Annotated in this window: 22 protein-coding genes and 1 pseudogene; 10 read left to right on the top strand and 13 right to left on the bottom strand. The window is 70.8% G+C overall.

Annotated elements, in window-relative coordinates; genetic code table 11:
- Positions 1-90: 90 nt before the first annotated feature.
- The 8 genes from WMF46_RS00195 to WMF46_RS00160 all read right to left on the bottom strand — a co-directional run bounded on the left by WMF46_RS00195 (position 91) and on the right by WMF46_RS00160 (position 5915).
- Positions 91-384, bottom strand: coding sequence for a hypothetical protein (locus WMF46_RS00195; protein ID WP_437983733.1), 294 nt, complete (start codon positions 382-384; stop codon positions 91-93).
- An 835-nt stretch (positions 385-1219) separates the two neighbouring features.
- The gene (locus tag WMF46_RS00190; RefSeq protein WP_437983732.1) at positions 1220-1618 is read right to left on the bottom strand and encodes a hypothetical protein; all 399 of its coding nucleotides are present in this window, start codon (positions 1616-1618) and stop codon (positions 1220-1222) included.
- Positions 1619-1629: 11 nt separating this feature from the next.
- Positions 1630-3468 (bottom strand): VapE domain-containing protein, encoded by a 1839-nt coding sequence (locus tag WMF46_RS00185; RefSeq protein WP_437983731.1) that lies wholly within the window; start codon positions 3466-3468, stop codon positions 1630-1632.
- The gene (locus tag WMF46_RS00180) at positions 3465-3926 is read right to left on the bottom strand and encodes a hypothetical protein (protein ID WP_437983730.1); all 462 of its coding nucleotides are present in this window, start codon (positions 3924-3926) and stop codon (positions 3465-3467) included. Before WMF46_RS00180 ends, WMF46_RS00185 begins: the two co-directional genes overlap by 4 nt.
- A complete protein-coding gene (locus WMF46_RS00175; protein ID WP_437983729.1) occupies positions 3926-4264 on the bottom strand; it encodes a hypothetical protein in 339 nt (112 codons plus the stop codon). The genes WMF46_RS00180 and WMF46_RS00175 overlap by 1 nt, the downstream gene beginning before the upstream one ends.
- A 56-nt stretch (positions 4265-4320) precedes the next feature.
- Entirely contained in the window at positions 4321-4803 is a 483-nt protein-coding gene (locus WMF46_RS00170; protein ID WP_437983728.1) for a helix-turn-helix domain-containing protein, read from the bottom strand.
- Positions 4804-4893: 90 nt separating this feature from the next.
- On the bottom strand, positions 4894-5049 hold the full coding sequence (locus WMF46_RS00165; RefSeq protein WP_437983727.1) for a hypothetical protein: 156 nt from the start codon (positions 5047-5049) through the stop codon (positions 4894-4896).
- A gap of 521 nt (positions 5050-5570) precedes the next feature.
- On the bottom strand, positions 5571-5915 hold the full coding sequence (locus tag WMF46_RS00160; RefSeq protein ID WP_437983726.1) for a hypothetical protein: 345 nt from the start codon (positions 5913-5915) through the stop codon (positions 5571-5573).
- 495 nt (positions 5916-6410) lie between these two features.
- Here WMF46_RS00160 and secA point away from each other — a divergent pair, with 495 nt between their 5' ends.
- From secA to WMF46_RS00140, 4 genes are all read left to right on the top strand, one after another.
- Complete coding sequence (secA, locus tag WMF46_RS00155; RefSeq protein ID WP_437983725.1) at positions 6411-9446, top strand: preprotein translocase subunit SecA; 3036 nt, start codon at positions 6411-6413, stop codon at positions 9444-9446.
- A gap of 137 nt (positions 9447-9583) precedes the next feature.
- Positions 9584-10234: a fructose-6-phosphate aldolase gene (fsa, locus tag WMF46_RS00150; RefSeq protein ID WP_437297089.1), complete on the top strand. Its 651-nt coding sequence runs from the start codon at positions 9584-9586 to the stop codon at positions 10232-10234.
- Positions 10206-10850 (top strand): rRNA maturation RNase YbeY, encoded by a 645-nt coding sequence (ybeY, locus tag WMF46_RS00145; RefSeq protein WP_437983724.1) that lies wholly within the window; start codon positions 10206-10208, stop codon positions 10848-10850. Before fsa ends, ybeY begins: the two co-directional genes overlap by 29 nt.
- A gap of 64 nt (positions 10851-10914) precedes the next feature.
- Positions 10915-11223, top strand: coding sequence for an HU family DNA-binding protein (locus tag WMF46_RS00140; protein ID WP_272097071.1), 309 nt, complete (start codon positions 10915-10917; stop codon positions 11221-11223).
- On the opposite strand, the gene lnt is transcribed toward WMF46_RS00140, so the two are convergent.
- Positions 11210-12985 carry an apolipoprotein N-acyltransferase gene (lnt, locus tag WMF46_RS00135; RefSeq protein WP_437983723.1) on the bottom strand — a complete coding sequence of 592 codons (1776 nt, stop codon included), beginning with the start codon at positions 12983-12985 and terminating at the stop codon, positions 11210-11212. The two genes, WMF46_RS00140 and lnt, sit on opposite strands and share 14 nt — an antisense overlap.
- 112 nt (positions 12986-13097) lie before the next feature.
- Entirely contained in the window at positions 13098-14012 is a 915-nt protein-coding gene (locus WMF46_RS00130) for an outer membrane beta-barrel protein (RefSeq protein WP_437983722.1), read from the bottom strand.
- 236 nt (positions 14013-14248) lie between these two features.
- On the opposite strand from WMF46_RS00130, the gene WMF46_RS00125 reads away from it, so the two are divergent.
- The 3 genes from WMF46_RS00125 to WMF46_RS00115 all read left to right on the top strand — a co-directional run bounded on the left by WMF46_RS00125 (position 14249) and on the right by WMF46_RS00115 (position 18386).
- Complete coding sequence (locus tag WMF46_RS00125) at positions 14249-15448, top strand: class I SAM-dependent rRNA methyltransferase (RefSeq protein ID WP_437548430.1); 1200 nt, start codon at positions 14249-14251, stop codon at positions 15446-15448.
- Positions 15449-15458: 10 nt separating this feature from the next.
- Complete coding sequence (locus WMF46_RS00120) at positions 15459-16313, top strand: HAD hydrolase family protein (protein WP_437983721.1); 855 nt, start codon at positions 15459-15461, stop codon at positions 16311-16313.
- A gap of 183 nt (positions 16314-16496) precedes the next feature.
- Entirely contained in the window at positions 16497-18386 is a 1890-nt protein-coding gene (locus WMF46_RS00115; RefSeq protein ID WP_437983720.1) for a serine/threonine-protein kinase, read from the top strand.
- Positions 18387-18596: 210 nt separating this feature from the next.
- Here WMF46_RS00115 and WMF46_RS00110 read toward each other — a convergent pair whose 3' ends face one another.
- Together WMF46_RS00110 and WMF46_RS00105 are read right to left on the bottom strand one after the other, a co-directional pair.
- Entirely contained in the window at positions 18597-18920 is a 324-nt protein-coding gene (locus WMF46_RS00110) for a CxxC-x17-CxxC domain-containing protein (protein ID WP_437988028.1), read from the bottom strand.
- A 144-nt stretch (positions 18921-19064) separates the two neighbouring features.
- Positions 19065-19205, bottom strand: a pseudogene (locus WMF46_RS00105) (zinc-ribbon domain containing protein); the annotation flags it as partial.
- A gap of 368 nt (positions 19206-19573) precedes the next feature.
- On the opposite strand from WMF46_RS00105, the gene WMF46_RS00100 reads away from it, so the two are divergent.
- From WMF46_RS00100 to WMF46_RS00090, 3 genes are read left to right on the top strand one after another with little or no spacing between them, the layout of a single operon-like run.
- Complete coding sequence (locus WMF46_RS00100) at positions 19574-20995, top strand: hypothetical protein (RefSeq protein WP_437983719.1); 1422 nt, start codon at positions 19574-19576, stop codon at positions 20993-20995.
- Positions 20996-21022: 27 nt separating this feature from the next.
- Positions 21023-22819, top strand: coding sequence for an ABC transporter ATP-binding protein (locus tag WMF46_RS00095; protein ID WP_437983718.1), 1797 nt, complete (start codon positions 21023-21025; stop codon positions 22817-22819).
- Between the two features lie 29 nt (positions 22820-22848).
- Positions 22849-24765, top strand: coding sequence for an ABC transporter ATP-binding protein (locus WMF46_RS00090; RefSeq protein WP_437983717.1), 1917 nt, complete (start codon positions 22849-22851; stop codon positions 24763-24765).
- Positions 24766-24776: 11 nt separating this feature from the next.
- Here the strand turns inward: WMF46_RS00090 and WMF46_RS00085 are convergent, their stop codons facing one another.
- Entirely contained in the window at positions 24777-25280 is a 504-nt protein-coding gene (locus WMF46_RS00085; RefSeq protein WP_437983716.1) for a hypothetical protein, read from the bottom strand.
- Between the last annotated feature and the right edge of the window lie 65 nt (positions 25281-25345).

Raw genomic sequence — 25345 nt, 5'->3', positions numbered from 1 at the left:
CCGGGAAGGTGCCGAGCGCGGGCGGTGAAGCCCAGGTGCGAGCTGCGCCTCGAGGGCCGAGCGGCGGCGGGAGCTCCCGCGCGGGCCCGCCTAGCGCCCGGGGCAGGCCAGCAGGCGGCGCGCGCGCCGGCGGGCGACGTCACCCCCGCGAGCACCAGACGCGGCGCGAGGGCGGCCCCTTCCTGCCCAGGCAGCGGCCGGCGGCGAGGGGTGAGCGGCGAGGGCGGCCTCCTCCGCGATGAACTCGTCGGCGACACGCACGCCCTCGACGAAGAACCTCGCCTGCGCGGGGTCCTCCAGGTCGAGGCCGAACCGCCGCAGCACCGCGCGGTCGCGGGGCGGCACGGCGCGGAGGATCTCAGCGGAGGAGCGGAGACGGGGCACGGCGCGAGCCTACCCGATCCAGCGGGCTCGGAGCCGAGGGCGACGAGCAGCCTCTCGAGGGTGGACCGGGCACGCATGGACCGGATCCGGATCAGATCCACGGCAGCGAGAGACGGGTGGATCGCTCACCACAGCCCGAACCGGTCGCGCACGAGGACCGAGCCCCCAGGGCCACGCGAGCCCCAGAGCTGTAGGAGGCCCCCACGCGTGCGACACGGCATCAACCGGCCCGGGTTGACCATCAACCAGGCATCGAGCGCTGGTGAAGGCCGCTGGTGAACCTGTGAACCGGCTGTTAACCGCGGCGGCGAGGGCGAACCTCGGCCTGCTCGGGGGCGCTGGTTGTTCACCCAGATTGCAAACGCGCAAACCTTGCGCGGAAAAGTCAGGACCCCTGGGCCCGGAATCCCCCATATACTGTAGGATACGCACCTACAACCGCATGAGTGTGAGCCAGCCCCTATGGGCGTCACGGGTGTCACGCCTTGCTGCCCTCTGACCCGTGACGCCCCATCTGTCCGTAACCACACAGATTTATCGTGGGCGTCACGGGTGTCACGGCGTCACGGGTAGGGGGTCAACACTTCCCCCCTATATCTACCCCGTCATCTCTCCCGCATATACGTGTGATCGTACCCGTGACAGGTGTGACGGGTATAGAAAAGCCTTTGATTCCGAGAGCTTGAAGGTGTCACGGGTAGCGTCACGGGTTCGATTTGGACCCGTGACACCCGTGACAGCCCCTTCGACGCGCGTCTCGATGGCGTTCCGGGTGGCGGTGGTCGTAGGGCTTCGCGGGGCAGCGAGGGCGGGCGCGGTCGTGATCGGGCGCTTGTCAGCCGAGCGAGGGCGGCCCCTCGCCATCGGGGAGGGACGCCGCGCGGACGAAGAAGTCGAGGCAGCGCTCGAGCGCGGCGCGGTCCGACCACGTGTAGTCGCGCATCAGCCGCGCGAGCCCATGGATCGCGTGTCGACCGGCGAACCAGCCGAGCATGCCGTCGAGCTCGAGGACCACGAAGCCGGGGGCGCTCAGCTCGGCTCGCCGCGCTGCCTCCTCATGCCGAGCGCAACGACCGGCGCAGACGACGTCGAACGCGACGACCACGCGAGACGTCCCCAGGCCGTCGTCGCGGCACCGCTCCCACCACCGCACGAACGCCCGACGGTGGGCCTCGGCGCTCGCGAGCTCCGCGCCGCACACGTCGCATCGGATCTCGGCAGCTGCCGCCGTCATCGTGCCGCCCTTCAGCAGTAGCAGCCGCCGCCGTCCAGCGGACGATCGGATCTGCTGCAGTGGCCGTTCTTGCACGGCCGGCAGTCGCAATCCTCGAACGCGCAGCCGTAGCGGCCCGTGCACCTGCACCCGCCGCGCTCCGGGGCGCGAGCCTTCCTGCCGGTAGCGCTCAGCGTCTTGCAGCCGCCGCACGTCACGCACGGTGTGCAGCCGCAGCCCTCTATCGCGCAGCCGTTGGGACCGCGCTTGCGTCCCTCCTCCTGGATCGCCGCGCGCTCGACGTCTTCCGGCTCGACGTGGGGCGCGGGCGGGCGCACCGGCGCACGCCGCTCCGGAGCGTGGAGCGGCACCACGTTGTCGACGTACGCCGTCGGCGCCTCGTCCTCGCTCGCCCGCACGTAGCCGCGCTCTCGCTTCCCTGCGCTGCCGTTCACACGCCGCTGTCTCTGATCCCATCCAGCGAGCTTCAGGCACCGCACTGCGCGATTCTGCGCGCTCTGGTCCATCTTCGCGGGCTCCATGTGGAGTGCGCCTTGCAGCACTTCCGCGACCGTGACGAACGCGCCGGGCGTGCGATTCGCGAGCCAGGCCCCGATCATCGATTGCCACGCGTCCGTCGACACGCGCTCGTCCTGCGCTTCCTTGCACAGCTCGTTCTCTTCCGCGCCTTCAGGCCACCACGGCGCACCCTGCTTGTAGAGCTCCACGGCCTCGGCCCAGAGCTGCTCGCGGTCGCGCTCCATGTCGGCGATGGCGAGCTGCCCGATCGCGAGTCCGGAGCCGCACGGCGAGCACTTCACCGGCCAGAAGCGGCGATTGCCGGTCTCGTCCGGAAGGTAGCCGCGCCCGTTCGGGTTGACCGTGCCGGCGAACACGCATTGCCTCGGGAGCGCGCTGTCCGCGCGGTCGTAGGGCAGGCGCGTCTTGTCGACCGGGCTCGACGCGAAGGTCTTCACGCGCGACGCCTCCGCCTTGCTCCAGCCGTCGAGCTCGGCGAACTCGATCAACCAGTTGGCGCGCAGCGAGGAGAAGCGGTCTTTGCTCTGGAGGTCGATCGGGCTGTCGTTCGTCCACTTCCGGCCGAACAGCACCGCCACCAACGTGCTCTTCCGGAGCCCCTGCGGCCCCTCGAGGATCGGCATGGTGTCGACCTTGCAGCCGGGTTCGAAGATCCGAGCGACGGCGGAGACCAGGAACCATAGGCCCACGGCGCGCGTGTACGGCGTGTCCTCGGCGCCCGCGTAGGTGATCAACCAGGTTTCGACGCGGCTCACGCCGTCCCACGTGGGGCTCAGCAGGAACTCTCGGACCGGGTGGAACGCCTGCTGTTGCGCAACGACCACGGCCGCCCTGTAGCAGGCCACCTCGCCCAGGTTCATCCCGTAGCGGCGGCTCAGCCAGGCTTGCAGGCGCGTGGTGTCCGCGTCCGACCACCAGCCGTCCGACTGCGTTCCGGGCATGTCCTCTGGATCCCAGGGCGGCGGTGCGGTCGTGGTGAGCAACGACGTGAACTCGTTCCAGGCGAGCACGCCGCGCCACGCCGGATCGTGGCTCAGGATGGCGATCGCGTTCGCGGTCGTCGCGAGCACGGCGTTCTTCTTCCCGCGCTGGAGCTTGTCGAGCCACCCCTCGTGATCGAGCTCGATCCGCCGCGGGACATGGATCGTCCTGGGCTTCCACTGCGCCGGCGGCGATGCGGCCTCCTGGCGGCCGTGCGCGGGCTCCGGACGCGCGGCGCGATCGTTGGCCGGCTCGTCTTCGACGGCGCGCGGCGTCGGCCAGGGCTCGCCCGGCTCGGCCCCGTACTCGGCGGCTTCAGCGCACGCGTCATCGAACGTCGGCGCGCTCATGCTGCTCCTCTGGTGCAGGTGTTGATCGGCTTGTCGGGCCAGAACGCGGCGCCGGCCTGGAAGCTCTCGCAGCGAGAGACGGCGAGCGTGCGCACCATGCCGCTCTGGACCGGCCGGCGGATCGCGCCGGCGACGTCCGCATGTCCCGCCCGCTGGATCTTCGCAGCGTACTCCTCGATCGGCTCGAAGCTGACGAGCACCCGATCACCAAGGTCGACTCCGACGACGACGATCGCGTCGAGGTCCGGCGAGGGGCCGCGCGCGGCGAGGGCGTCCGAGATGGCAGCGTGCGCGGCCTCGTGCTCGGCGCCGGCCTGCTCTCCGAAGCGCGCCCACGCAGGGACGCGCGGTAGGTACGCAGGGGCGATGTGCCACCGCTCAGCGGTGGGAACGTCGTGCGGGGCTGCCGAGCGCCGGGCGATGCGTCGGGCGACCCGCGCGCTTGAAGAGCGGGACATCAGGCCGCCCCTCCGCGCGCGTTGATATCCGTACGCGCCCCTGCCCAGCGGGCCCGCATGCGGTAGGCGAGCCCTCCCCGCGCGAGGGCGAGGAGGGTGATCGAGCCGCTCGGCACCGGCTCCGCCAGCTTGCACGCGAGGCTGGTGTCTCCGGCGATGCGCAGCGCGTCGCTCATCTCGAGCCGGTCGATCAGGCCGATCCGGGGCTCGCCATCGATGTTATGGGCAACGAGCACAAGCCCGCTCGTCTCGACGGCCGGGGGGCCCTGCCGCTCGAGGTGCTCCAGGAGGGCGCCCACGGTCGCCTTGAGCTCCCGCGGCACGTCGTCGTTCTGCACCCCCCGCGTCTTCCTCGCTGCGCGCCACGCTGCCCGCCGGGCGGCCCTGGCGCGGCTCATCGGCGCCCCCGCAGGACGGGCAGGTTCATCTCCGCCAAGACGCCCGCGCCGTCCGTAGGGGGGCCCTCCGCGTCGTTCGCGGCGACCGGCGCCGGCCGGCGGCGTTTCGCCTCGAGGTACGCGAGGAGGTCCGACCGCTGGTAGCGCCAGCCGCGGCGCGAGCCGAGCTTGACCGCGGCGATCTCGCCCTTCCTGGCCATCCGGATCACGGTCTCCCGGGAGACCACGAGGAGCGCGGCGGCGCCGGCCGCGTCGAGCACGGGATCGTCCTCGGGTTGCTCGGCCTGCTGTACCTCCTGGACGACCACCTGAACGACCTGCACCAGCATCGGGAGCAGAACCGCGGCCGGCCCGTCCGGGCTCGCGAGCGTGGCCAGCACGCGCGCCGTGATGTCCTTGCCGCCCTTCCCCCCGGGCGGCGCCTTCGCCTTCATGTCGCCGGCCATGCCCGGCGCGGCCGTCGCATTCCTCCGCTGCATACACGTCACCTCACAACGCTGCGCCGGCTCACACACGGCACGCGCCCACTCCCACGTTGAGCGGCTCCGCCTGCCCGGCGGCGCCGCGGGTTACTCCTTGATCAGCCCGGCTTCGATGAGGGTCCTGCGCACCCGCTGACCAGCCACCCCCCGCACGACCTCGTTCCGGAGCATCTTGGCGACCGTGCGCGGGTCCGCCTCGGCCTTCACGGCAAGCTGGCGGAGCGTCGCTGTGTCCACCTGCACCGGCTCTCTCTTGTGCGACTTCCGAGAGCTCCTCGCGTCCCCTGCAACTGCACCCTTCGTATACATGCTGCCTCCTTGACGAATCTATTGTGGCGTCGCGCCTCGCGCTGTCACCCAAAACAATGGGCCTTCGCCCCAGAAAATATTAACAAGCAACTTGTGAACGCTTTGTTATCGCGATGCGCTCGTGATGCTTGACGGACCCGCACGAATCGCGGGTGCGGACCCGGGATAAGCACCCTGGTCCGCTTGGTCACGAGAGAACACCAGAGGCATCGACGCGCGGTGTCGCATTGGCCTCGATTGGCCACAGTCAGGCGCAGCGACTCGCAATCTAACGCGAGCAAACAGGCCATCACGCACATAGAACGTCGGCTACTGTGGCCGAAGGCCATATCGATGCTCGACGCGCAAGGCCCGTCTTCACCGCGCGCAGAGCATGCGGCCGGCCGGTCGCCCTCCTCGCTGACCGCCAGAGACCACGAGCGACCACGAAGCTCTTTTCTGTTGACCTTCATCGTTCACTGTGCTCCGCGCTTCCCACGCCCGCGCAGCGGGACGACCCTCGCGCCGCTCGACTCGTCCGGCGGCGCCGCCCCGAGCGCGCGGCCGAGCGCCGCGTGGAGCGCGCGAGCGGTGTCAAGCTCTCCGTGCGCGGCCGCCGTCCGAAGCGCGCCGGTGATCTGCTCCAGCAGGCTGGCCTGAGACCCGACCGGGGCGGCTGCCCGCTCGGGAGCGATCGGCTCCAGCCTGGGCGGCGGGGCGACCGCGACGGGCGGCGCCCCGCGCTCATTCCGGCTGTGGTCGTCCGTCATGCGCGGCGACGGCCGGGTGGGCGGCGAAGGGGGCGCAGTGACCTCGGCCACCTCTCCGGGTTCTGGCGAAAGGGCGGACGGCGGCCCGGAAGAGGCGGACGGATGCGCCGCGGCGTCTGATCGGACGGTCAGCCTCCCGAAATCCACGGCCGAAACCGGGGCATCGGCCCCCATCGCGTCCGTCCGGTCGGTTTTAGGTTCCGGCGCCGGGAGGCTTGGGGGTTCGAGTCCCCCCTCGTGCACCACGGCTTGACGCCTCCACCTGGCGACGTGACGCGCCGCCCCGGGGCGCCCCCCTGGTGGCCCGGGACGGTCGTGGTCCGCTGGGCGCGCGGCGCGGGGACGAGCGTTCGCCCGCGCGCGGATCCGACGACGAACGCGTGACGGGGACCCGGGCTGCGGAGCCTCGGGCGGATCGCGTCGGCGGCGTCGTCGACCGCGCGCGCGGTCCTGGAATTGCGCGACGCCCGCGGCGCGACTACGTTCGCGTTCCTCGGCCGGACCCTCTCCTCCCACCTGACCGCCGCGGAGCCAAGGCACCTAAAGATGTTCACTTGGGCGATGAAGAAGATTTTCGGCACCTCGCACGAGCGTGCCATCCGCCGCATGCGACCCCGGGTCGAGGTGATCAGCAGGATGGAGCCGGAGCTGCAGAAGCTCTCGGACGCCCAGCTCCGAGCGAAGACGGCGGAGTTCAAGGAGAAGCTCTCCAACGGGGCGACGCTGGACGACATCCTGGTCCCGGCGTTCGCGGTCTGCCGCGAGGCGTCGAAGCGCGCGCTCAAGATGCGCCATTACGACGTGCAGCTCATCGGCGGCATGGTGCTCCACAACGGCTGCATCGCCGAGATGCGCACCGGCGAGGGCAAGACCCTGGTCGCGACGCTCCCCTGCTACCTGAACGCCCTCGAGGGCAAGGGCGTCCACGTCGTCACGGTGAACGATTACCTGGCGCGGCGCGACGCCGAGTGGATGGGCAAGCTGTACGGCTTCCTCGGCCTGTCGACGGGCGTGGTCGTCAACCAGCAGGGCGACGCCGAGAAGCGCCACGCGTACCGCTGCGACATCACGTACGGCCAGAACAACGAGTTCGGCTTCGACTACCTGCGCGACAACATGAAGTTCTCGGCGCTCGAGTACGCTCAGCGCCCGCTGCACTATGCGATCGTCGACGAGGTCGACTCCATCCTCATCGACGAGGCGCGGACTCCGCTCATCATCAGCGGGCAGGGGGAGCGCTCGAGCGACAAGTACCGCACGATCAACGAGGTGATCCCCCAGCTCCGGAACGAGGAGCATTACGCCGTCGATGAGAAGGCGCACTCGGTGACGCTGACCGACGAGGGCGTGGAGACGGCAGAGCGGCTGCTCGCCTCGCTCCAGGTGCTCAAGGGCACGAACCTCTATGATCCGGTGAACCTCGAGACGCTGCACATCCTGAACCAGTGCTTGCGCGCGCACACGCTCTACAAGCGCGACGTCAACTACATGGTACGCGACGGCAAGGTGCTCATCATCGATGAGTTCACCGGCCGCGTCCTCGCGGGGCGCCGGTGGTCGGACGGCCTGCATCAGGCCGTCGAGGCGAAGGAGAACGTCCGGATCCAGGAGGAGAGCCGGACGATGGCGACGATCACCTTCCAGAACCTCTTCCGGCTGTACAAGAAGCTCTCCGGGATGACCGGCACCGCGGACACGGAAGCGGCGGAGTTCCACAGCACGTACAAGCTCGACTGCGTCATCATCCCCACGAACAAGCCGGTGGTCCGCGTCGATTACGAGGATCTCGTTTACAAGACCGAGAAGGAGAAGTTCACCGCGGTCATCAACGAGATCCTCGAGAAGCACGAGCTCGGCCAGCCGATCCTGGTGGGCACGACGAGCGTCGAGAAGAGCACCGCGATCAGCCGGATCCTGACGAAGCGCGGCGTGAAGCACAACGTGCTGAACGCGAAGCACCACGAGAACGAGGCCTACGTGGTCGCGCAGGCGGGCCGCAAAGGGGCCATCACGGTCTCCACGAACATGGCGGGTCGCGGGACGGACATCATCCTGGGCGGCAACGCGGAGATGCTCGCCAAGCTCAAGTTCAAGGAGCAGAACCGCCAGCCCGAGGCGGAGCCCGACGCGTTCGAGGCTTTGGTCGACGAGCTCAAGAGGGAGTGTTCCGCCGAGGGCGACGAGGTGCGCGAGATCGGCGGGCTGTACATCCTGGGCACCGAGCGGCACGAGTCGCGCCGCATCGACAACCAGCTACGCGGCCGCGCCGGCCGCCAGGGCGACCCCGGGACGTCGAAGTTCTACCTGTCCCTCGAGGACGACCTCATGCGCATCTTCGCCGGGGATCGGGTGAAGAACCTGATGGAGCGGATGGGCATGCCCGACGACGAGCCCATCGAGCACCCGTGGGTGACGAAGAGCGTCGAGAACGCCCAGAAGAAGGTCGAGGAGCGCAACTTCGACATCCGCAAGAACCTGCTCGAGTACGACGACGTGATGAGCGCGCAGCGCAAGACGATCTACGACATGCGCCAGTCGCTGCTCGTCGGCCGTTACTCTCCCGAGATCCTCGACGAGGAGGGGAAGCCGACGGGCGAGAAGCGCGCGATCAAGCCGCTCGCGTCCATCGTGGAGCTCGTCCGCCCGGACGTCGGCTACCTGCTCGGCATGTTCGCGAACGACCCGGTGATGCCGCTCGACGCGGACGGCAACCGGCGCGAGATCGTGCGAAAGGACTTCGAGAAGACGGAGCGGTTCGTCGAGCTCGAGAACATGCAGCGCGAGATCTACACGCGCTGGGGCGTGAAGATCGAGCTCGAGACGCGCGCCGACAAGGCCCTCGAGATCTACGACGAGTGCTCCGAGCTCATGCCCCTGGCGCTCACCGAGCAGCGCGAGCGGCTGCTCGATCTGATGGACCGGATCATCGGCGCGATGGTCGAGGAGTCTTGCCCGGCCCGCAAGCCGCCGGAGGACTGGGACTGGGGCGGCATCTTCCAGGGCTTCCGCGAGCACTTCGGCGTCGAGCTGCCGGACGACATCGCGCACATCGGCGACCAGGAGACGCTGGCGCGGGAGCTCTACGAGCGCGCCGAGAAGGCGTACGAGAAGCGCGAGGAGGAGATCGGCGTCGAGCTGTCGCTGCGCATCTTCCGCCACCTCTACCTGGAGGAGCTCGACAAGGCCTGGGTCGACCACCTGACCGACATGGACCACCTCCGCGACGGCATCGGCCTGCGCGGCTACGGGCAAAAGGACCCGAAGCAGGAGTACAAGAAGGAGGGCTACAACATGTTCGTCAACATGGTGGCCCGCGTCTCCTCGAACGTGGTCACGAAGCTCTTCAGCGTGAATGTCAGGCGCGCCGAGCAGGAAGAGGCGCAGATCGAGGCTGCGGATCGCGAGCGGCACGCCGCGGCGCTGCTCGACGCGGTCGCGCAGCACGACGAGTCCCTCCCGATCGGCGCGAACCCCGCCCCGGCGCTCCCGCAGCCTGCCGTCATGCAGGAGCAGGAGTGCCCCTGCGGCAGCGGCAAGCCGTTCAACAAGTGCCATGGCGGTGAGGACGAGGCGACGGCCTGAGCCGGCGCCCCCTGCCCGCTCCGCCTGACAGCCAGAACGAGGCAGCGAGGGCCCCTGTCAGGCCCTTGCTCCTCGGCATCTGACCCCAGCATGAACACCGCCGAAGGGCCGATCCATCGGTTCCCGGAGGCAGCATCATGAAGGTGTTCATCGATTCAGGGGATATCGCGGAAATCAAGGAAGCGCAGTCGATGGGCGTCATCGACGGCGTCACGACCAACCCGTCGCTCCTCGCCAAGGCCGGCAAGCCGACGAAGCGGGCGATCGCCGAGATCTGCGAGGTGGTCGACGGTCCCGTCTCGGCCGAGGTGGTGGCGGTCGAGAAGGACGCGATCCTCCGCGAGGGTCGCGAGCTCGCGAAGATTCACCGGAACGTGGTGGTCAAGGTGCCGCTCATCGACGAGGGGCTCAAGGCCGCCCGGATCTTCGCTTCCGAGGGCATCAAGACGAACGTGACCCTCTGCTTCTCGGCCGCCCAGGCGCTGCTCGCGGCCAAGGCTGGGGCCACGTACGTGTCGCCGTTCGTCGGGCGCGTCGACGACGCCGCCGGGGACGGGATGGATCTCGTCCTGCAGGTCGTGACCATCTTCAGGAACTACGGGTTCTCGACGCAGGTGCTCACCGCGAGCGTACGGCACCCCGTCCACTTCGTGCAGGCCGCCATGATCGGCTCGCACGCCGCGACGATGCCGCTCAAGGTCATCAAGCAGCTGACCAGGCACCCGCTCACCGACGTCGGGCTCGCGCAGTTCTTGGCAGATGCGAAGAAGATCCCCGAGCTGGTATAGCGATCCCGTGGCCGAGAAGCGCAAGGAGAGCTCGGGGACGACGCGCCGCGGGAGCCGCCCGGCGGCCCCCGCGGTCGTGTCCGTCACGACGCAGGGAGGGCCCTTCAAGGGGGTGTCGACGGCGGTCGTGCGCCGGCGGGCGAGCAAGATGCTCTCCCACCTCGCGTTGCAGGGCGTGGAGCTCTCCGTCGCCCTGGTGAACGATGAGGCCATCCACGAGCTCAACCGCAGCTACCGGCGCAAGGACAAGCCGACCGACGTCCTCGCCTTCCCGATGCTGGACCAGAACGGGGCCGACTCGCGCAGGCGCGGCCGGCGAGGTCCCGTGGATCCGTCGTTATGGCGCGGTCTTCTCGGCGACGTGATCGTCTCGATCGACACGGCCGCGCGGCAGGCCGCCGAGCGCGATCGCCCGCTGCTCGACGAGATCACGATGCTGCTCGGGCACGGCCTGCTCCACCTGCTCGGCTACGACCACAAGACCGACGCAGAAGAACGGGAAATGACGGATTTGACCCGGGAGCTCGAGGCCGCGGCGGCGTCACGAGGCAACAGCAACACTGTAATCAAGCTGCATCGCAGCACCGCGAGGCAAAAGAAGACGGGGGCGCGATGAGTTATCGCTTGCGATGCGAAACCTCGCTTGTTAAACGGACGCCCCCTTTCGACTTGGAGGAGACATGCCCGGTTCGAACAAGCTGACCAAGGCGCAGATGATCGTCGGTCTTGCCGAGGCCACCCACCTCGACAAGAAGTCCGTGGCCAGCGTGCTCGATGCGCTCGGCGAGCTGGTGAAGAAAGAGCTCGGTCCGGAGGGGCCGGGTGAGGTCACGGTTCCGGGCCTCGTGAAGATCAAGGCGAAGGAGATCCCGGCCACGCAGGACCGGGAAGGCGTCAATCCGTTCACGAAGCAGCCGATGACCATCAAGGGCAAGCCGGCGAGCCGCAAGCTCCGCGCGGCGCCCGTCAAGGCGCTCAAGGACGGCTGAGCGGCGCGTCCGTGGCCGCAGCTTGCGTCGCCGCATCGGGCGGCGCGAGCTCCGGGGGCCCCGCAGGCGTTCGCGCCCCCGAGCTGACGCCCCGGGCTTGCCGCGGGGCCTTCGCCATGGAGCGTCGCGCCCGGAGCGCGCAAGCGACGCTCGCGAAGGCGAGCAGCAACGCCATCGGGGCGTCGCCCAGACGAGTATAGAGCGTCAGCGGCGTGTCCCTGACCGAGGGGGTCGCGAAGGTCACCCCCGGCGCAGCGCTCTCATCGCGGCTGCGCACCACGCCTCGGGCGTCGATCCATGACACGACGCCGAGGTTCACCGCCCGCACGAGATCACGGCGCAGCTCGATGGCGCGCATGACCGCGAGCCTCGCATGCAGCTCGGGCTCGGCGCTCCCGGTGAACCAGGCGTCGTTCGTGATGTTGACGAGGAGGTTCGGGGCGAGCGCCCCGGTGATCCGCCGCCCCACCCCGGTGAGCGTGTCCTCGTAACAGTTGAGCACCCCGATCCGGAGCGCGGGCCCGTGCTCTCGGGGCAACGTGAGGGCGCGCGGCTCCGCGCCCGGGACGAGCCCGCCGCTCTTCTGGAAGATGCGCCGCAGCCAGGGCAGGTAAGCGCCGCCCGGGACCGTCTCGCCGAACCAGAGCAGCTGCAGCTTGTCCTGCGTCGGCTGCATGCTCCCGTCGGGGAGCACGACGGTAGCGGAGTTGTAGCTGTTCCGTTCCTCGACGCCGTCGGCGGCCTTCACGGGCGGCGCCTGGGTGATGAGCCCCGCGAGGATCGGGCCACGGATGCCGGGCCCCAGGATCGCGCGACCGCCGCGCGGCGCCTGCCGGGCGCTGTGCGAGAGGGGGTAAGGGTACGCCGCCTCGGGCCAGAGGGTGAGCTCTGCGCCGCCGGCCTCGGCCTCCCGGGTGAGCTCGTGCAGGGTTCGCAGGATCCGCGGGAGGTTCTTCGCCTGCCATCGCTCGTGAGGCCCCACCGCCTGGTTGACGAGCGCGACGCGCGCGGTCGGCAGGCCGGCGCTGGCGCGCTCCACCGCCGCCATCCGCAGCGCGCCGTGAACCGCGAGCAGCCCGAACAGCGCGACGCTCGAGAGCGCCGGGTAGAGGATCGCGCGGGATAACCGAAGGCGGGTGGGCCGCGGTTCCTGCGCAGGCGCGCGCTCGATCGCCCGCCCGCCCGGCGCCCTCCCCGAGCCGGCCAGGCCAGCGCGGGTGAGCAAGGCCGCCCCGACGGCGAACAGCACGGAGACGCCCCGCTCGCCGATGAGATCGGCGAGCTGCACGAGCGCCGGCCAGGGGCTCATGAGACCCGCAGGAGTCCAGCCGAAGACGGTCGGGATGGCCACGGCGGCGAACACGCCGGTCGCAAAGGCGAGCTCGAGGGGAACGCGCAGCCGCCGGAGGAGCGCGCTCGTGATGCCGCCGCAGATCGCCCAGACCAGCGACTGGGCGGCCGCGAGCAGCACCAGCGCGAGGTACGAGGCCGCCGAGCCGAGAGGTGTGAACCGCTGGATGACCTCCGGCACGAAGCGCAGGCCCACGACGCCCGCCGCCGTTCCCCAGACAGCGCCGCGCCCGAAGGCGCGCCAGATCGTCGGGGCGTCGTGGACGGCGGCCGCCAGCAGAGCGAGCCCAACGATGACGGCGGGGACCAGATCCGTCGGCGGCGCCGTGAGGGCGAACGTCGCGCCGCCAGCGAGGGCGAGCAACAGCGGGGCGCGGCCACGGAGCGCGCGCATGATCGAGGCCTGGGGCACGATGCGTGCGTTATACCGCGTGGAGACGGTCCGGACCGCGACCGCCTGGTCGAGAGCAGAACGGACGCGAACACCGCGCGGTCAGGGTGGACGGGAGGCTATGACGAGCCGCTCACCAGTAAATACTGAGCCCGCCGCGGAAGAGCCCCCCGCCCGACGTGTTGGTCGTCCGGCCGGTGTCGGGATCCGTGAACTCGGGAACGAGCCCATCGTCCGTACGGCTGCGCACGAAGCCGAGCGCATCGACGTTCAGGGCGATGCGGGGCGAAAGCCGGAACTCGAGGCCGATGCCGCCGTGCGCGCCGAAATAGTCGTACTCCGTGTCCGGAGCGAACTCGGCGCCGCCGGCCGCGACCTCGCTCGAGGAGCGATCGACCTCGGCGTGCGCGATGTTCAGGCCGCCCATGAAGTAAAACTGGGTGCGGCTACGCGGGTTGACGAACAGCATCCCGCTCAGCGAGAGCGGCACCTCGGTCCGCTGGTCGCCGTTGTAGTCCGTGCCCGCGAGGAAGTCGGCGCCCGCATCGATCGCGAACGCCGGGACAGGCCGGTAGCGCAGGCTGATCCCGACGCCTCCCATGCCAGCGTCTTCCGCTCCGCCGTGCTCGCGCCCCAACATGACGCCCTCCATGCGGAGGTTGATCCCCCAGTGGCGCCGCCAGCGCCGCTTCACCGGCGGGGGCGGCGCCGGGGGCGCCACGCGGCGGACGATCACGCGCGGCGGAGGGGCCGCCCCAGGCGCCACGACGATCACCTGAGGAGGCGGGCCCGACGGCGAGGTCTCGTAGACGACGACCGGCGGGGCCCGGCGGGCGGCCCCCCTGGCCGGCGGCAGGGGCGGCGGCGCCTCGTCGGGCGCGGCCTCGGCAGGAGCGGCGGGCGGCGGTTCTGCGACGGGATCGCGAGGCGGCTCCACTTCCTCGCAGAACCACGCGCCGGGAGGACAGTTGCTGTCCTCCTGCGCGAACGCGCTCATCGGCGCGGTCATCGCCACCGCAACAAGGGCATGGGTCAAGCAACGGCGCATCGGGCGACTCCTCTTCGGTGCAGGGAAGTTAGCAACCGGGATGCCATCGACCATCTTGCGGGATCGTCGTCACCATGGCCACGCAGCACGCCGGCGTGCATCGGCCGCCACGGCACGCTGTGGCGGAAGGTTCACACGCGCGCCGTTCCGCAGGGTACTAGCTCCCACGGCAAAGGTCACGGCGCGGTCGCCCCCGTCGGGAGCCCTGCCAACATCGAGACCAATCGGATTCCACCATGCCTACGGTTACGTTGAAGCAGGGTCATGTTCGGCCGGTGTGGTCGGGGCATCCCTGGGTGTTCGCTCAGGCGATCGCGCGCATCGAGGGCGGCGCGGTGGCCGGGGACGAGGTCGTCGTCACCGACCCCTACGGCAGCGTGCTCGGGCGCGGGCTCTACACACCGCGCTCGGCCATCCCGGTGCGCATGTACACGCGCGAGGACAGGCCGATCGACGCGGCCCTGTTCCGGCACCGGATCGAGCGCGCCATCGCACACCGCCGCGAGCTCGGCCTGCCCGCGCGGGCGCCTGGCCATGAGACCGACGCCTTCCGGCTGATCCACGCGGAGGGGGACGGCCTGCCCGGGCTCATCGTCGATCTGTTCGGCGACGTGGTCGTCGTGCAGCTCGGGACGATCGGGATCAAGCGCCGCGAAGGGGTGATCTTCGACGCCCTCCAGGCGGCGCTCTCGCCCCGCGCGATCGTGGACAGGACCCCGGAATCCCTCGCGAAGCTCGAGGGGTTCACCGCCGACGCGGGCGTGGTCCGCGGCGATCCCGCGCTCGATCAGCTCCGGTTCGTCGAGCGGGGGCTGCGGTACACGATCCCGCTCGCGCTCGGCCACAAGACCGGGTTCTACCTGGACCAGCGGACGCTGCGGACCCGCGTCGAGCAGCTCGCCCACAACCGGCGCGTGCTCGATGCCTTCTGCTTCGTCGGCACGTTCGCCATGGCGGCGGCCCGCGGCGGGGCGAGCGAGGTCCTCGCGATCGACGAGAGCGCGACGGCGATCGAGGTCGGGGCGGAGTGCGCGCGGGAGAACGGGCTCCTCGACCGGATCAAGTTCACGCGCGACGACGCCCGCAAGGCGCTGCAGAACGCGTCGAGGCAGGCGGGCTACGATCTCGTCATCTGCGACCCTCCGAAGCTCGCAGGCACGCGCGCCACCAAGGACACCGCGCTCACGGCGTACCGGCGCCTCGCGGCCGGGGCGTGCCGGGCCACGCGCCCGGGCGGCGTCCTCGTGCTCTGCTCCTGCTCCAGCGCCGTGAGCCTCGACGATCTGACCCGGGTGCTCGCGCTCGGCGCGCGCGATGCGCGCATGCAGGCCGCGGTGTTCGACCGGCACTTCCAGGGAGGGGATCACCCCGTCCCCGCCGCCTTCCCCGAGGGGCTCTACCTGAAGAGCCTCATCGCGCGCATCGACGCGCTCTGACGATCGCCCGATGAAGCCGCTCTCCCTCCTCCCTCGCCACGCCGCCCGCGCCCTCGCCGGGGTGATCTTCGATCTCGACGACACCGTGCTGGATCACGGCGCCCTCACCGAGGCGGCGTACGCAGCGCTCTTCCGTCTACGCGAGACGGGGCTCGCGCTGATCGCCTGCACCGGCAGGCCCGCCGGCTGGGGCCAGGTGCTCCAGCGGCAGTGGCCGATCGACGCGACGATCGTCGAAAACGGAGCCGTCGCGCTGGTCCGCGAGGTGGAAAGCGACGTCGCCGGCCATCGAGAAGGGCACGCCCCGCGCGCCGGCGCAAGCCGCGTCGTCACGCTCGACGACCTGGACCGCGAAGCGCGGCAAGCCCGTCGGGCCGAGCTCATCGGGCTCGCCAATGACATGGTGCGTCGTTTTCCGGCGGCGGCGCTCGCGGACGACAACGACCAGAGGGTGACCGACGTCACCATCGACATCGGGGAGCACCGGCATGTCCCGCCGGAAGACGTGCAGAAGATGCGCGCCGAGCTGCGCGAGCGGGGGGTGAGGACGCTGCTATCGAGCGTCCACCTCCACCTCACGCGCGAGCCGTCCGACAAGGCCACGGGGATTGTGCGCCTGCTCTCCGCTCGGTTCGGCGAGGATCCCACCCGGGCGCGGCACCGCTACGCGTTCGTCGGCGACAGCGGCAACGACGGCGTCGCCTTCGCCGCATTTGTGCTGACCTTCGGGGTGGCCAACGTCCGCGCCCACCTCGGCAAGCTGTCCGTACCGCCGCAGTTCGTGGCGTCCCTTCCCATGGGCCGCGGGTTCGCGGAGATCGCCCAGCAGATCGCCGAACTGCGGAAGAATGCACCCGAACCGTGATCTTGCCGCGCGCAAGTCACTTCGCGCTGCGATCCGCCCCACACCTGACGCAGGTAACCTAGCCGCGGCAGGCACCGAAGGAATAGGATCTGTCTTTCGGGAGGGCCGTGCCTCCCAACCCTTTACAGGGGCGCGTGTTCTCGGGGACCATGACGTTGGTCCCTCGCCCGCCAGCGGCAGCAGATGGCGTTTCGACCCCCGACCCCCGGCCTCCTCGTCGACAACAAGTACCGCCTCGCGGAGCGCATCGGCGGGGGCGGCATGGGCGACGTGTTCCGGGCGGAGCACGTGCTCGCAGGTCGCGCCGTTGCGATCAAATTCCTCCACCCAGAGCTGGCGGACAACTCGGAGCTCTCGCACCGCTTCTTCCAGGAAGCGCAGGCAGTCAACCGGATCCGCCACCCGAACATCGTCGACGTGATCGACGCCGGCGTCGGCGAGCTCGGTCCGTACATCGTGATGGAGCACCTCGACGGCGAGTCGCTCGGCATGGCGCTCGCGCGCTTCGGTCGCCTCGACATGGAGGCCGCCGTCGGCGTCGCGATCCCGGTGCTCGAGGCGCTCGACGCCGCGCACCGCGCCGGGATCATCCACCGCGATCTCAAGCCCGAGAACATCTTCATCGCCTTCGATCCGAGCCGCGGCTCGGCCGTCGTCCGCCTGCTCGACTTCGGCATCGCCAAGGTGCTCGACTCCGATGGCCCCTCGCCGCGGACGCGCACGGGCGTCGTGTTCGGGACGCCCGACTATCTGTCGCCCGAGCAGGCCACGGGGGAGTCGCCGCTCGACGGTCGGAGCGATCTCTTCTCGGTGGGCGTGCTGCTCTACGAGGTGCTCACCGGCACGCGGCCGTTCCGCGCGCCGACCGCCGTGGCGACCGCGTTCCGCGTCGTGCACGCCGAGGTGCCCACGCTCGCCTCGGCGGGCGTGACCGTCGACCCGCGGCTCGAGGCGATCGTGCAGCGGCTCTTGCAAAAGGATCCCGCGAAGCGGTTCCAGACGGCCGGCGACGTCGTCCGCGAGCTCGAGCGCGTCGCGCCTGATCCGCCCCGGCGGACGACGGCGCTCGGCAGGCTGATCAACGTGCAGCGGCGGATGGCGCTGAGCCTGGGGAACGCGCCGGAGAACGAGCGCGATCGCCTCTCGTCCTCGCGCGATCGATCGCGCCCGGGGTTCGACGTGAACCCCCCGCCGCCGATGCGCATCTCGCCGTCGATCGTGCCGGGGGGGCGCGTCACCGAGGCGCCGCCCGGGATGCGGCCGTCGTCCTCGGAGCCAGCGAAGCCCGCGCCCGGCGTGACGCTCTCGAACGCGCTGCGGAGCCGCGGCTCGGAGCCCACGATGCTCTCGCAGCGCGGCGAGTCGCTGCCCACGGTGCGCAGCGCCGACCTCGGGCACCGGGCCGAGCCGACCGTCCGCAGCGCGGACTTCGGCTCCCTGATGAACCGGACACGCGACACGCGGCGGCCCAACGTCACCCCGGTCCGGCCGCTGCCGGCGCGCTTCGCCGGGCAGTACCAGGTGCGCGGCCCCGTCCTGCGGAGCGTCGATCGCACCATCGTGGATGAGTACGGGAGGAGCGCGCGCGACGAGGTCGTCTCGCAGATGCCGCTCCGCTACGCCGACGACTTCAAGCACGACTCGATCAACGCCCTCGTCGGGTACGAGCTCGAGGCGCTCGACGCCTACATGGAGCTCGCGACATCGCTGGTCCTGCGCGATCTCGAGCGCTGGCGCGACATCGGCAGGCTCGGCGTGGGCGGCGAGCTGCACAGCCTCGTGCGCACGCTGTTCGCCCGCCCGCTGACCGACATCGCGTCGCTCATGCGCCGCGGGACCTCGATCTGGTCGCGGCTCTTCACGTTCGGCTCGTGGCGCGTGGCGACGGGCCCGACCGGGCGGGTCACGCTCCACATCGGCGACTTCGACCCTGCTTCGCTGCCGCTCCGGCTGTGGGTCGTGGGGATGGTCGAGGAGACAGCGCGCCGCGCGTCCGGCGGCGGCGTGAAGGTCACGATCACGCTCGGCGAGCTCGGCTTCACCTCCGAGCTCGCCTGCGAGATCAGCCTCTAGTTCCGCCCGCCCGAAGCCCGGCCAGAGATCGCCGGGCTTCGGCGACGCTTCGCGGCGGCTTCGCGCGGGCGCGCCCTGGCTCTTTTTCCTTGGGGCTCCGCACCCCGGCGTCCGCTTCGCGGCCGCGCCGGCCGCGCCGGCCGCACGAGGAGCGACCGACGCTCGGGGGTGTGCCGCAGCGCGATGGCTGCGCGTCGCTGGAGGCGTCTCTCAGGAAGGCTTGCGCGCGCGGTAGCACGCCTGACAGAACACGTCGCGGCCCTCGACCGGCTTGAACGGGACCTCTCCCTCGGAGCCGCACGACTTGCAGGTGATCGAGAACGTCGGACGAGTGCGCGGCGCGCGAGGCTGCTGCGCCGGACCGCGGCTCGGCGCGGCAGCGCGGCGCTCACCGGCGAACGAGGGGGCGCGGTAGTTGCCGTCATCCCGGGAGGGCGCGCCGCCGCGCGGGCGGTTCGGGTAGTGGCTCTGCACCGCCCATGCGGGCGTCAGCCCCGAGTACGCGTCCTGCATCGGGCTGCGGTACTCGTTCACGTCGCCCGTGTAGCGGGGCTTCCGAGCCTGGCTGTCGCCGCGCGCCAGGCCGCGATGCCCCCCGGCACCCCGAGGCGGGCCAGGGCGCTGGCGCTCCGCAGCGCGAACCGGCGATCCGCTCTCGCTCGCCCCTCGATTGTCCTTGCGCGCACGGCGGCAGGTCCGGCACCGCTTGGGCGGGGCAGCGAGCTGCCGTTCGGCGTAGACGGCAGCTTCCGCAGCCGAGAATAGGAACGACGTGCCGCAGCTCGCGCAGACAATGTGCTCGTCTCGATGCTGTTCCATGATTCCTCTTTCGTCAGGCCGACGGGCCTCGCAGGCTCACGGGCTCGGGTAACTCGGATGACTCGGGTGACTGGAGCGCCCGGGAGCTGCACCGCTGCGCTGGAGAAGCGCGATTTACGCGGGGTTCTACGTGATATCGGTGGGATCGCCCTCTTGATGGGGCACGGGAGTGCCTACGGTGACATGCTTGTCAGGGCGGTCAAGCGTGCCGCCTCCACGCAACGCCAGGATCGATCGCGCGGCGCGGAGCTTTGATTTCGAAGCTCCTCACGATACCATCCGCGCGACTTTCACGAGGAGCACAGCTCCTCCCGTGACGGACCACGAGCAGCATCCGCCCACGCCGCGCATCGCAACCAGTCGAAGCAATGAGCCATCCCTCCCTGCACCTCACCGCTCGTGACTTCGACGCGTACGCCGCCGAAAAAGCGACCTCGAAGGCCTACTCACGCCCCCGCCTCGAGGTGAAGCAGCGCGCGCTCGCCTGGGCGCGCGGCGTCGTCTCCCGGCTGGCCGAGCTCGGCATCTCGGTCGATGTCCATGGCTCGGACGAGCACCCCTCGATCCGCAACAAGCACCGGGCCGACTGCCAGTGGGTCTTCTTCTGGCGCGACCAGGCGGCGCGCGACGAGCTCGATCGCCTCCTCGACCGCGGCCGCTCGATCTCCGACGCGATCGACGATCCGAGCCCCTTCACGCGGCACGCCTTCCTCGCGCTGCGCATCTCGGAGAGCGAGGTGCAGGTGTGCTTCGCGGTCCACCCGGACGCGAAGGTGGACGTCGACAACCTCCGGGCTCGCCTCTCGGCGACGGAGGAGGCGACGAGCGCGCCAGCCTCGCCGCTCTCCGCCGAGCTCACGAGCGCGCTCCACGCGCTCCCGGAGCAGTTCTCGTTCGGCGCCGCCGGCGGCGATCGCGTCGCCTGCAGCGCGGCCACCTCGGACGCGATCGCCGAGATGCTCCGCCGCGCCGCCGACGGCCAGGTGCCGCTCTGGATCGGCTGGGCGATCCCGCGCGAGACGGCGGTCGAGCACGCCGACATCCTCGATGAGCAGCTCGAGGACGCGCTCGTCGCGCTCGCCCCGATCTACCGGCTCGTCGCGTGGTCGCGCGAGAACGACCGCATCGCGCTCGACCGCAAGCTCGAGGGCATCGAGCAGGAGCGGGCGCGCGCCCACGCTGAGCTCGAGGCCGAGAACGAGCGATGGCGCTCCGAGCAGGCCCGGGCGCGAGAGCGCTCGATGGAGCAGGCTCGAGCGCGCGGCGATGAGCGCGTCGAGGCCGCCCTGCCCGCCCGTCGACCGACCCTGGCGACGCTGTTCAAGGCGCCGAACAACGCCGGCGCCGGCGCTGGCCGCGGCGGAGAGCCGCGGCCCTCGCTGAAGCGGGTCGGAGAGGGCAACGCCCCGGCCCGGCGAGCGCCGCACGGCGAAGCGGAGCCGCAAGCGAAGGCGGAGGCTCCGCAGAAGCCCTCGACCGATCACGCGCCGCGAGCGCAACGTGGTCCGTCCGGCGAGCCGGAAGCTGCCGCGAAAATCGCGCCCGATCCCGCCAAGGGCGGCGTGCTGGAGAAGGGCAGCCGCGTCCGCGTGCGACGAGGCCCCTTCGGCGACAAGATCGGCGTGGTGAGCGAGCTCGATGGGCGCGGAGGCGCGCGCGTCCTGCTCGGCCTGCTCTCGACGAGGCTCGAGCTCGACGATCTCGAGCTCGTGGTCGACGGAAGAGATCGGCCCGCGCTCTCGACGTCGCACCGCAAGCCGCTCGCGCCGACGCCGCGCAAGGCGCGCTGAGCGTCGCCGCGCGGCCCCCCCCACGCAATGGTCAAGCGCGATCCCTCAACTTACCCCGTCGGTCTCGGCGCGCAGTTCCGCCACAAGCTTCCGCTCTACCTGACGGGCGCGGCGCTGCTCGCTGCGCAGCAGTTCCTCATGGCCAGGCGAGATTTCCTGGTCAAGGACGCCGTCGACGCCGCCGTGAAGGCGCAGTCGAGCGAGGCCGCGCATGCGGCGCTCCTCATGCTCGCGGTCAGCGTGGGCGCCGCGATCATGCGCGTGTTCTCGCGGGTCACCATCTTCACGGCGGGCCGCAACGTCGAGTACGAGCTCCGGGCGATCCTGCTCGCGCGCCTGCACAAGCTCGGGCCGGCGTTCTTCCGCAAGATGCCGACCGGCGACATCATGAGCCGGGCGACGAACGATCTGACGCAGGTCCGCCTCCTCCTCGGCTTCGGCCTGCTGAACGTCGTGGGCTCGATCTTCGCGTTCACGAGCGCCCTGTACGTGATGCTCCACATCTCGAAGAGGCTCACGCTCGCGGCGCTCCTGACGATGCCCGCGCTGATGCTCGTCACCCGGTCGTTCTCGACCAAGCTCTTCGTCCGCACCCGCGACAACCAGGAGGCGATCGGCGCCATGAGCGACCGCGTCCTCGCGAGCCTCGCCGGGGTCAGGGTCGTCCGCTCGTTCGCGCTCGAGGCGTCCGAGATGGCCGCGTTCACGAGCACGAACCAGGGCTACCTCGAGAAGAGCCTCGCGCTCGCCAAGCTGCGCGGATCCATGGCGCCGCTCATGGGGGCCATCAGCTCCGTCGGCGTGCTCATCGTCTTCTGGTACGGCGGGCGGCTCGTGCTGGAGCAGCAGATGACGCGGGGAGACTTCGTCTCCTTCTGGCTGGCGCTGTTGCGGCTCACCTGGCCGATGCTCGCCCTCGGCTTCGTCGCCGCCATCGTCCAGCGCGGTCGCGCCGGCTACGACCGGCTCAAGGCGATCTTCGAGGCCATCCCCGAGGTCGTGAGCGGCCCGATGCCCTCCCCCGAGGTCGTCCGCGGCGCCATCTCGGTCAAGGACCTGACGTTCTCCCACGGCGCGAGGAAGGTGGTCGACGGCGTGAGCTTCGAGGTCGAAGCGGGCAGCTCGCTCGCCATCGTCGGGCGCACCGGCTCGGGCAAGAGCACCATCGCCACGCTGCTCGCCAGGCTCATGCCCACGCCCCGCGGCTCTGTGCTCCTGGACGGCGTCGACATCTGCGACCTGCCGCTCGACACCGTGCGCGCGAGCATCGGCTACGCGCAGCAGGATGCGTTCCTCTTCTCGACGACCGTGGCCCGCAACATCGGCTACTCCCTCGACGATCCGGATTCGCCCGCCGCCTTCGAGACGATCCGCGCGGCCGCCGCGGAGGCCGAGGTGCTGAACGAGGTGCTCTCGCTCCCTGACGGCTTCGATACCGTGGTCGGGGAGCGCGGCGTGCAGCTGTCCGGCGGGCAGCGCCAGCGCGTCGCGCTCGCGCGCGCGCTCGTGCGCGAGCCGAACGTCCTCGTCCTCGACGATCCGCTCTCCGCGGTCGACGCGAAGACCGAGCAGGCCATCCTCGCGGCGATCGAGCGGCAGGCCGCGCGACGGACCGTCATCCTGATCACCCACAGGGTCGCGGCCGCGCGGCGGTGTGACGCGATCGTCGTGCTGGAGCAGGGTCGGGTCGTCGAGCGCGGCACGCACGACGAGCTCGTCCGCGCGGGCGGGATCTACGCGACGTTCGCCGAGGAGCAGCAGCTCGAAGAGGATCTCGCGACCTTCGAGGCGTCGCCGTCCTCGCAACCGGTGGGGCTCTCGTGACACAGCCGGCTCACGGAGACAGCGCGACGATGCGGTCGAAATCGGGCGGCGCCGCGGGCGAGGCGGGCGCGGGCCCACGGCGGCCGGCGCAGGCGGCGGCGGCCACGGGCCGCGGGGCGACGAAGGCGAGCCGCACGGAGGACGTGCTGAGCCGGTTCCACGAGGAGTCACGGCTCGGCGAGGCGTACGACGCGCGCATGCTGCTGAGGCTGTGGCCGTTCGTGCGCCCGCAGGGCACGCACCTCGCGCTGTCGCTGGCGCTGCTCGTCGTCACGGCGCTGCTGGCGCTGCTGCGCCCGCTCATCATGCGCGACGCGCTCGACGCCTTCGACACGCCCGGCGGGCTCGATCACCTCACGCGCAGCGGCTTGTTGCTCACGGGCGTCATGGTCCTGGAGCAGTCGCTCGCCTTCCCGCAGCTCTACCTGATGCAGCTCGCCGGCGCGCGCGCGATGGCCGACCTGCGCGTGCGCGTCTTCGGCTTCTTGCACACCCGCCGCCTCGGGTTCTTCGATCGCACGCCCGTCGGCCGGCTCGTCACGCGCGTCACGAACGACGTGGACGCGATCGGCGAGATGTTCGCGTCCGGCGCGCTCAACGCGTTCGGCGATCTCCTCCGGCTCGCCGTCATCGTCGCGGTGATGGTGTCGCTCGACTGGCGCATGTCGTTGCTCGCCTTCGCGGCGGTCCCCCCGGTCGCCCTCGGCGTCAACTGGACGCGGCGGCGGATGCGCGACGCGTTCCGCGAGGTGCGGGCGAAGACGGCCCGGATGAACGCGTACCTCAACGAGCAGGTGTCCGGGATGGCCGTCGTGCAGGCCTACGCCCGGGAGGAGCGCTCGGCCGAGGAGTTCGACGAGATCAACGCGGCGTACCGCAACGCGAACAACCGCTCGATCGTGCTCGACGCGACGCTCGACGCCGCCATCGAGATGGTCTCGAGCGTCTGCATCGCCGCGGTGCTCTGGTACGCCGGCGTGAACAGCCTGAAGGACGAGATCTCGTTCGGGACCTTGTTCGCCTTCGTCGCCTACATCGACATGTTCTTCGTCCCGATCCGCGATCTCTCGGCTCGGTACACGCTGCTGCAGTCCGCGATGGCCGGCGCGGAGCGCGTCTTCGAGCTGCTCGACAACAAGGACGAGGACGCGACGGCGGCGGCGACGAGCGGCGGCGACGCGGCGAGGGTGGCGGACGAGGGCGTCGCGTTCGAGCTCGACAACGTCGGCTTCGGCTACAAGCCGGGCGTGCCCGTGCTGCGGCACGTGTCGATCGCGGCGAGGCGCGGCGAGAAGGTCGCGCTGGTCGGCGCGACCGGCGCCGGCAAGAGCACCGTGGCGTCGCTGCTGCTCCGCCTCTACGACGTCGATGAGGGCGTCGTGCGGGTCTTCGGCCGCGACGTCAGCGCGTACCCTCGCGACGAGCTGCGCCGCCAGTTCGCCGTCGTCCCTCAGGACGTGTTCCTGTTCCCCGGCACGGTGCTCACCAACATCGCGGCCGGCGACGCGATCCCCGATCGGGCCAAGGTGGTGAACGCGCTGAACCGCATCGGCGCCCTCGACCTCTTCGAGCGGCGCGAGGGCGGGCTCGACGCCCCCGTGCTCGAGCGCGGCAGCAACTTCAGCGCTGGCGAGCGCCAACTGATCGCCTTCGCCCGAGCCCTCTACCGCGACCCGCCGCTCCTCATCCTCGACGAGGCCACGGCCAACGTCGACAGCGACACCGAGGCGCGCCTCCAGCGCGCCCTCGAGGGAGCCATGGAGGGGCGCACCGCGTTGATCATCGCGCACCGCCTCTCGACGATCCGCGCCGTCGATCGCGTCGTCGTCTTCCACAAGGGCTGCGTCGTCGAGCAGGGCACGCACGAGGACCTGCTCGCCGCGGGCGGCGTCTACAGCAAGCTCTACCGGCTGCAGTTCGCCCGGCAGGCAGCGACGAACGCCTAGGAGCGCAAACCCTAGGGCTCCGCGCTCCCCCCGCCGGGGGCACCGTCGTCGCCGAAGCACCTGCCGACGACGGTGCCCCCGGCGGCTCCCATCCCATCACCGTCCGCGCCTCCTGCGGCGCCGGTCGCGCCGTCGGCGGCGCCGACCGCGCCCCCGGCGACCACCCGCAGCCAGTACTCGGAGCAGCTGCCGTTGACGACGATCAGGTGCTGGTCGTCCACGCAGGGCACCTCGGCCTGGTTGCCAGCCGCCTGCGCCAGCGTCCCGCCGCTCTTCGTCCCGTCGCGCTCGAACGACAGGTACACCTGCCACCACCGCGGGCGCGCGCCGAGGTGATGCTTGAGCGCGTACCGCATGCCGCCCGGGAAGTAGAGGAGCTCCCCGTCCGGCGCCGAGGTCTCGTAGATGCCCCCCTCCGGCGTGGCCTCGACGAACTCGATCGGCGGGTTCGCTTCCTCGGACCGGTCGCACCTGTTCGGCGAGCACCCCGCCGCGAACGCCGCCGACGCGCCCACCGCCCAAGCGGCGGCCCACCTCAAGCGCTGCGCGGCGTTCCCGCCTGCGCCCTGGCTCCGCATCG

Origin of the sequence: Sorangium sp. So ce117, assembly GCF_051524395.1 — a bacterium.
In the GTDB taxonomy this organism is placed as follows: Bacteria; Myxococcota_A; Polyangia; order Polyangiales; family Polyangiaceae; genus Sorangium; species Sorangium cellulosum_B.
Note: the sequence above shows the minus strand (reverse complement) of the source record. Positions and strands in the feature narration are given on the sequence as shown.

Excerpts from the sequence above, each read along its gene's own strand:
- WMF46_RS00185 (WP_437983731.1), bottom strand. The coding sequence starts at position 3,468 with ATGAGCGCGCCGACGTTCGATGACGCGTGCGCTGAAGCCGCCGAGTAC.
- secA (WP_437983725.1), top strand. The coding sequence starts at position 6,411 with ATGTTCACTTGGGCGATGAAGAAGATTTTCGGCACCTCGCACGAGCGT.
- WMF46_RS00125 (WP_437548430.1), top strand. The coding sequence starts at position 14,249 with ATGCCTACGGTTACGTTGAAGCAGGGTCATGTTCGGCCGGTGTGGTCG.
- WMF46_RS00140 (WP_272097071.1), top strand. The coding sequence starts at position 10,915 with ATGCCCGGTTCGAACAAGCTGACCAAGGCGCAGATGATCGTCGGTCTT.
- WMF46_RS00120 (WP_437983721.1), top strand. The coding sequence starts at position 15,459 with ATGAAGCCGCTCTCCCTCCTCCCTCGCCACGCCGCCCGCGCCCTCGCC.
- WMF46_RS00190 (WP_437983732.1), bottom strand. The coding sequence starts at position 1,618 with ATGACGGCGGCAGCTGCCGAGATCCGATGCGACGTGTGCGGCGCGGAG.
- WMF46_RS00170 (WP_437983728.1), bottom strand. The coding sequence starts at position 4,803 with ATGCAGCGGAGGAATGCGACGGCCGCGCCGGGCATGGCCGGCGACATG.
- WMF46_RS00095 (WP_437983718.1), top strand. The coding sequence starts at position 21,023 with ATGGTCAAGCGCGATCCCTCAACTTACCCCGTCGGTCTCGGCGCGCAG.
- WMF46_RS00130 (WP_437983722.1), bottom strand. The coding sequence starts at position 14,012 with ATGCGCCGTTGCTTGACCCATGCCCTTGTTGCGGTGGCGATGACCGCG.
- WMF46_RS00090 (WP_437983717.1), top strand. The coding sequence starts at position 22,849 with ATGCGGTCGAAATCGGGCGGCGCCGCGGGCGAGGCGGGCGCGGGCCCA.
- WMF46_RS00100 (WP_437983719.1), top strand. The coding sequence starts at position 19,574 with ATGAGCCATCCCTCCCTGCACCTCACCGCTCGTGACTTCGACGCGTAC.
- WMF46_RS00180 (WP_437983730.1), bottom strand. The coding sequence starts at position 3,926 with ATGTCCCGCTCTTCAAGCGCGCGGGTCGCCCGACGCATCGCCCGGCGC.
- fsa (WP_437297089.1), top strand. The coding sequence starts at position 9,584 with ATGAAGGTGTTCATCGATTCAGGGGATATCGCGGAAATCAAGGAAGCG.
- WMF46_RS00115 (WP_437983720.1), top strand. The coding sequence starts at position 16,497 with ATGGCGTTTCGACCCCCGACCCCCGGCCTCCTCGTCGACAACAAGTAC.
- ybeY (WP_437983724.1), top strand. The coding sequence starts at position 10,206 with ATGCGAAGAAGATCCCCGAGCTGGTATAGCGATCCCGTGGCCGAGAAG.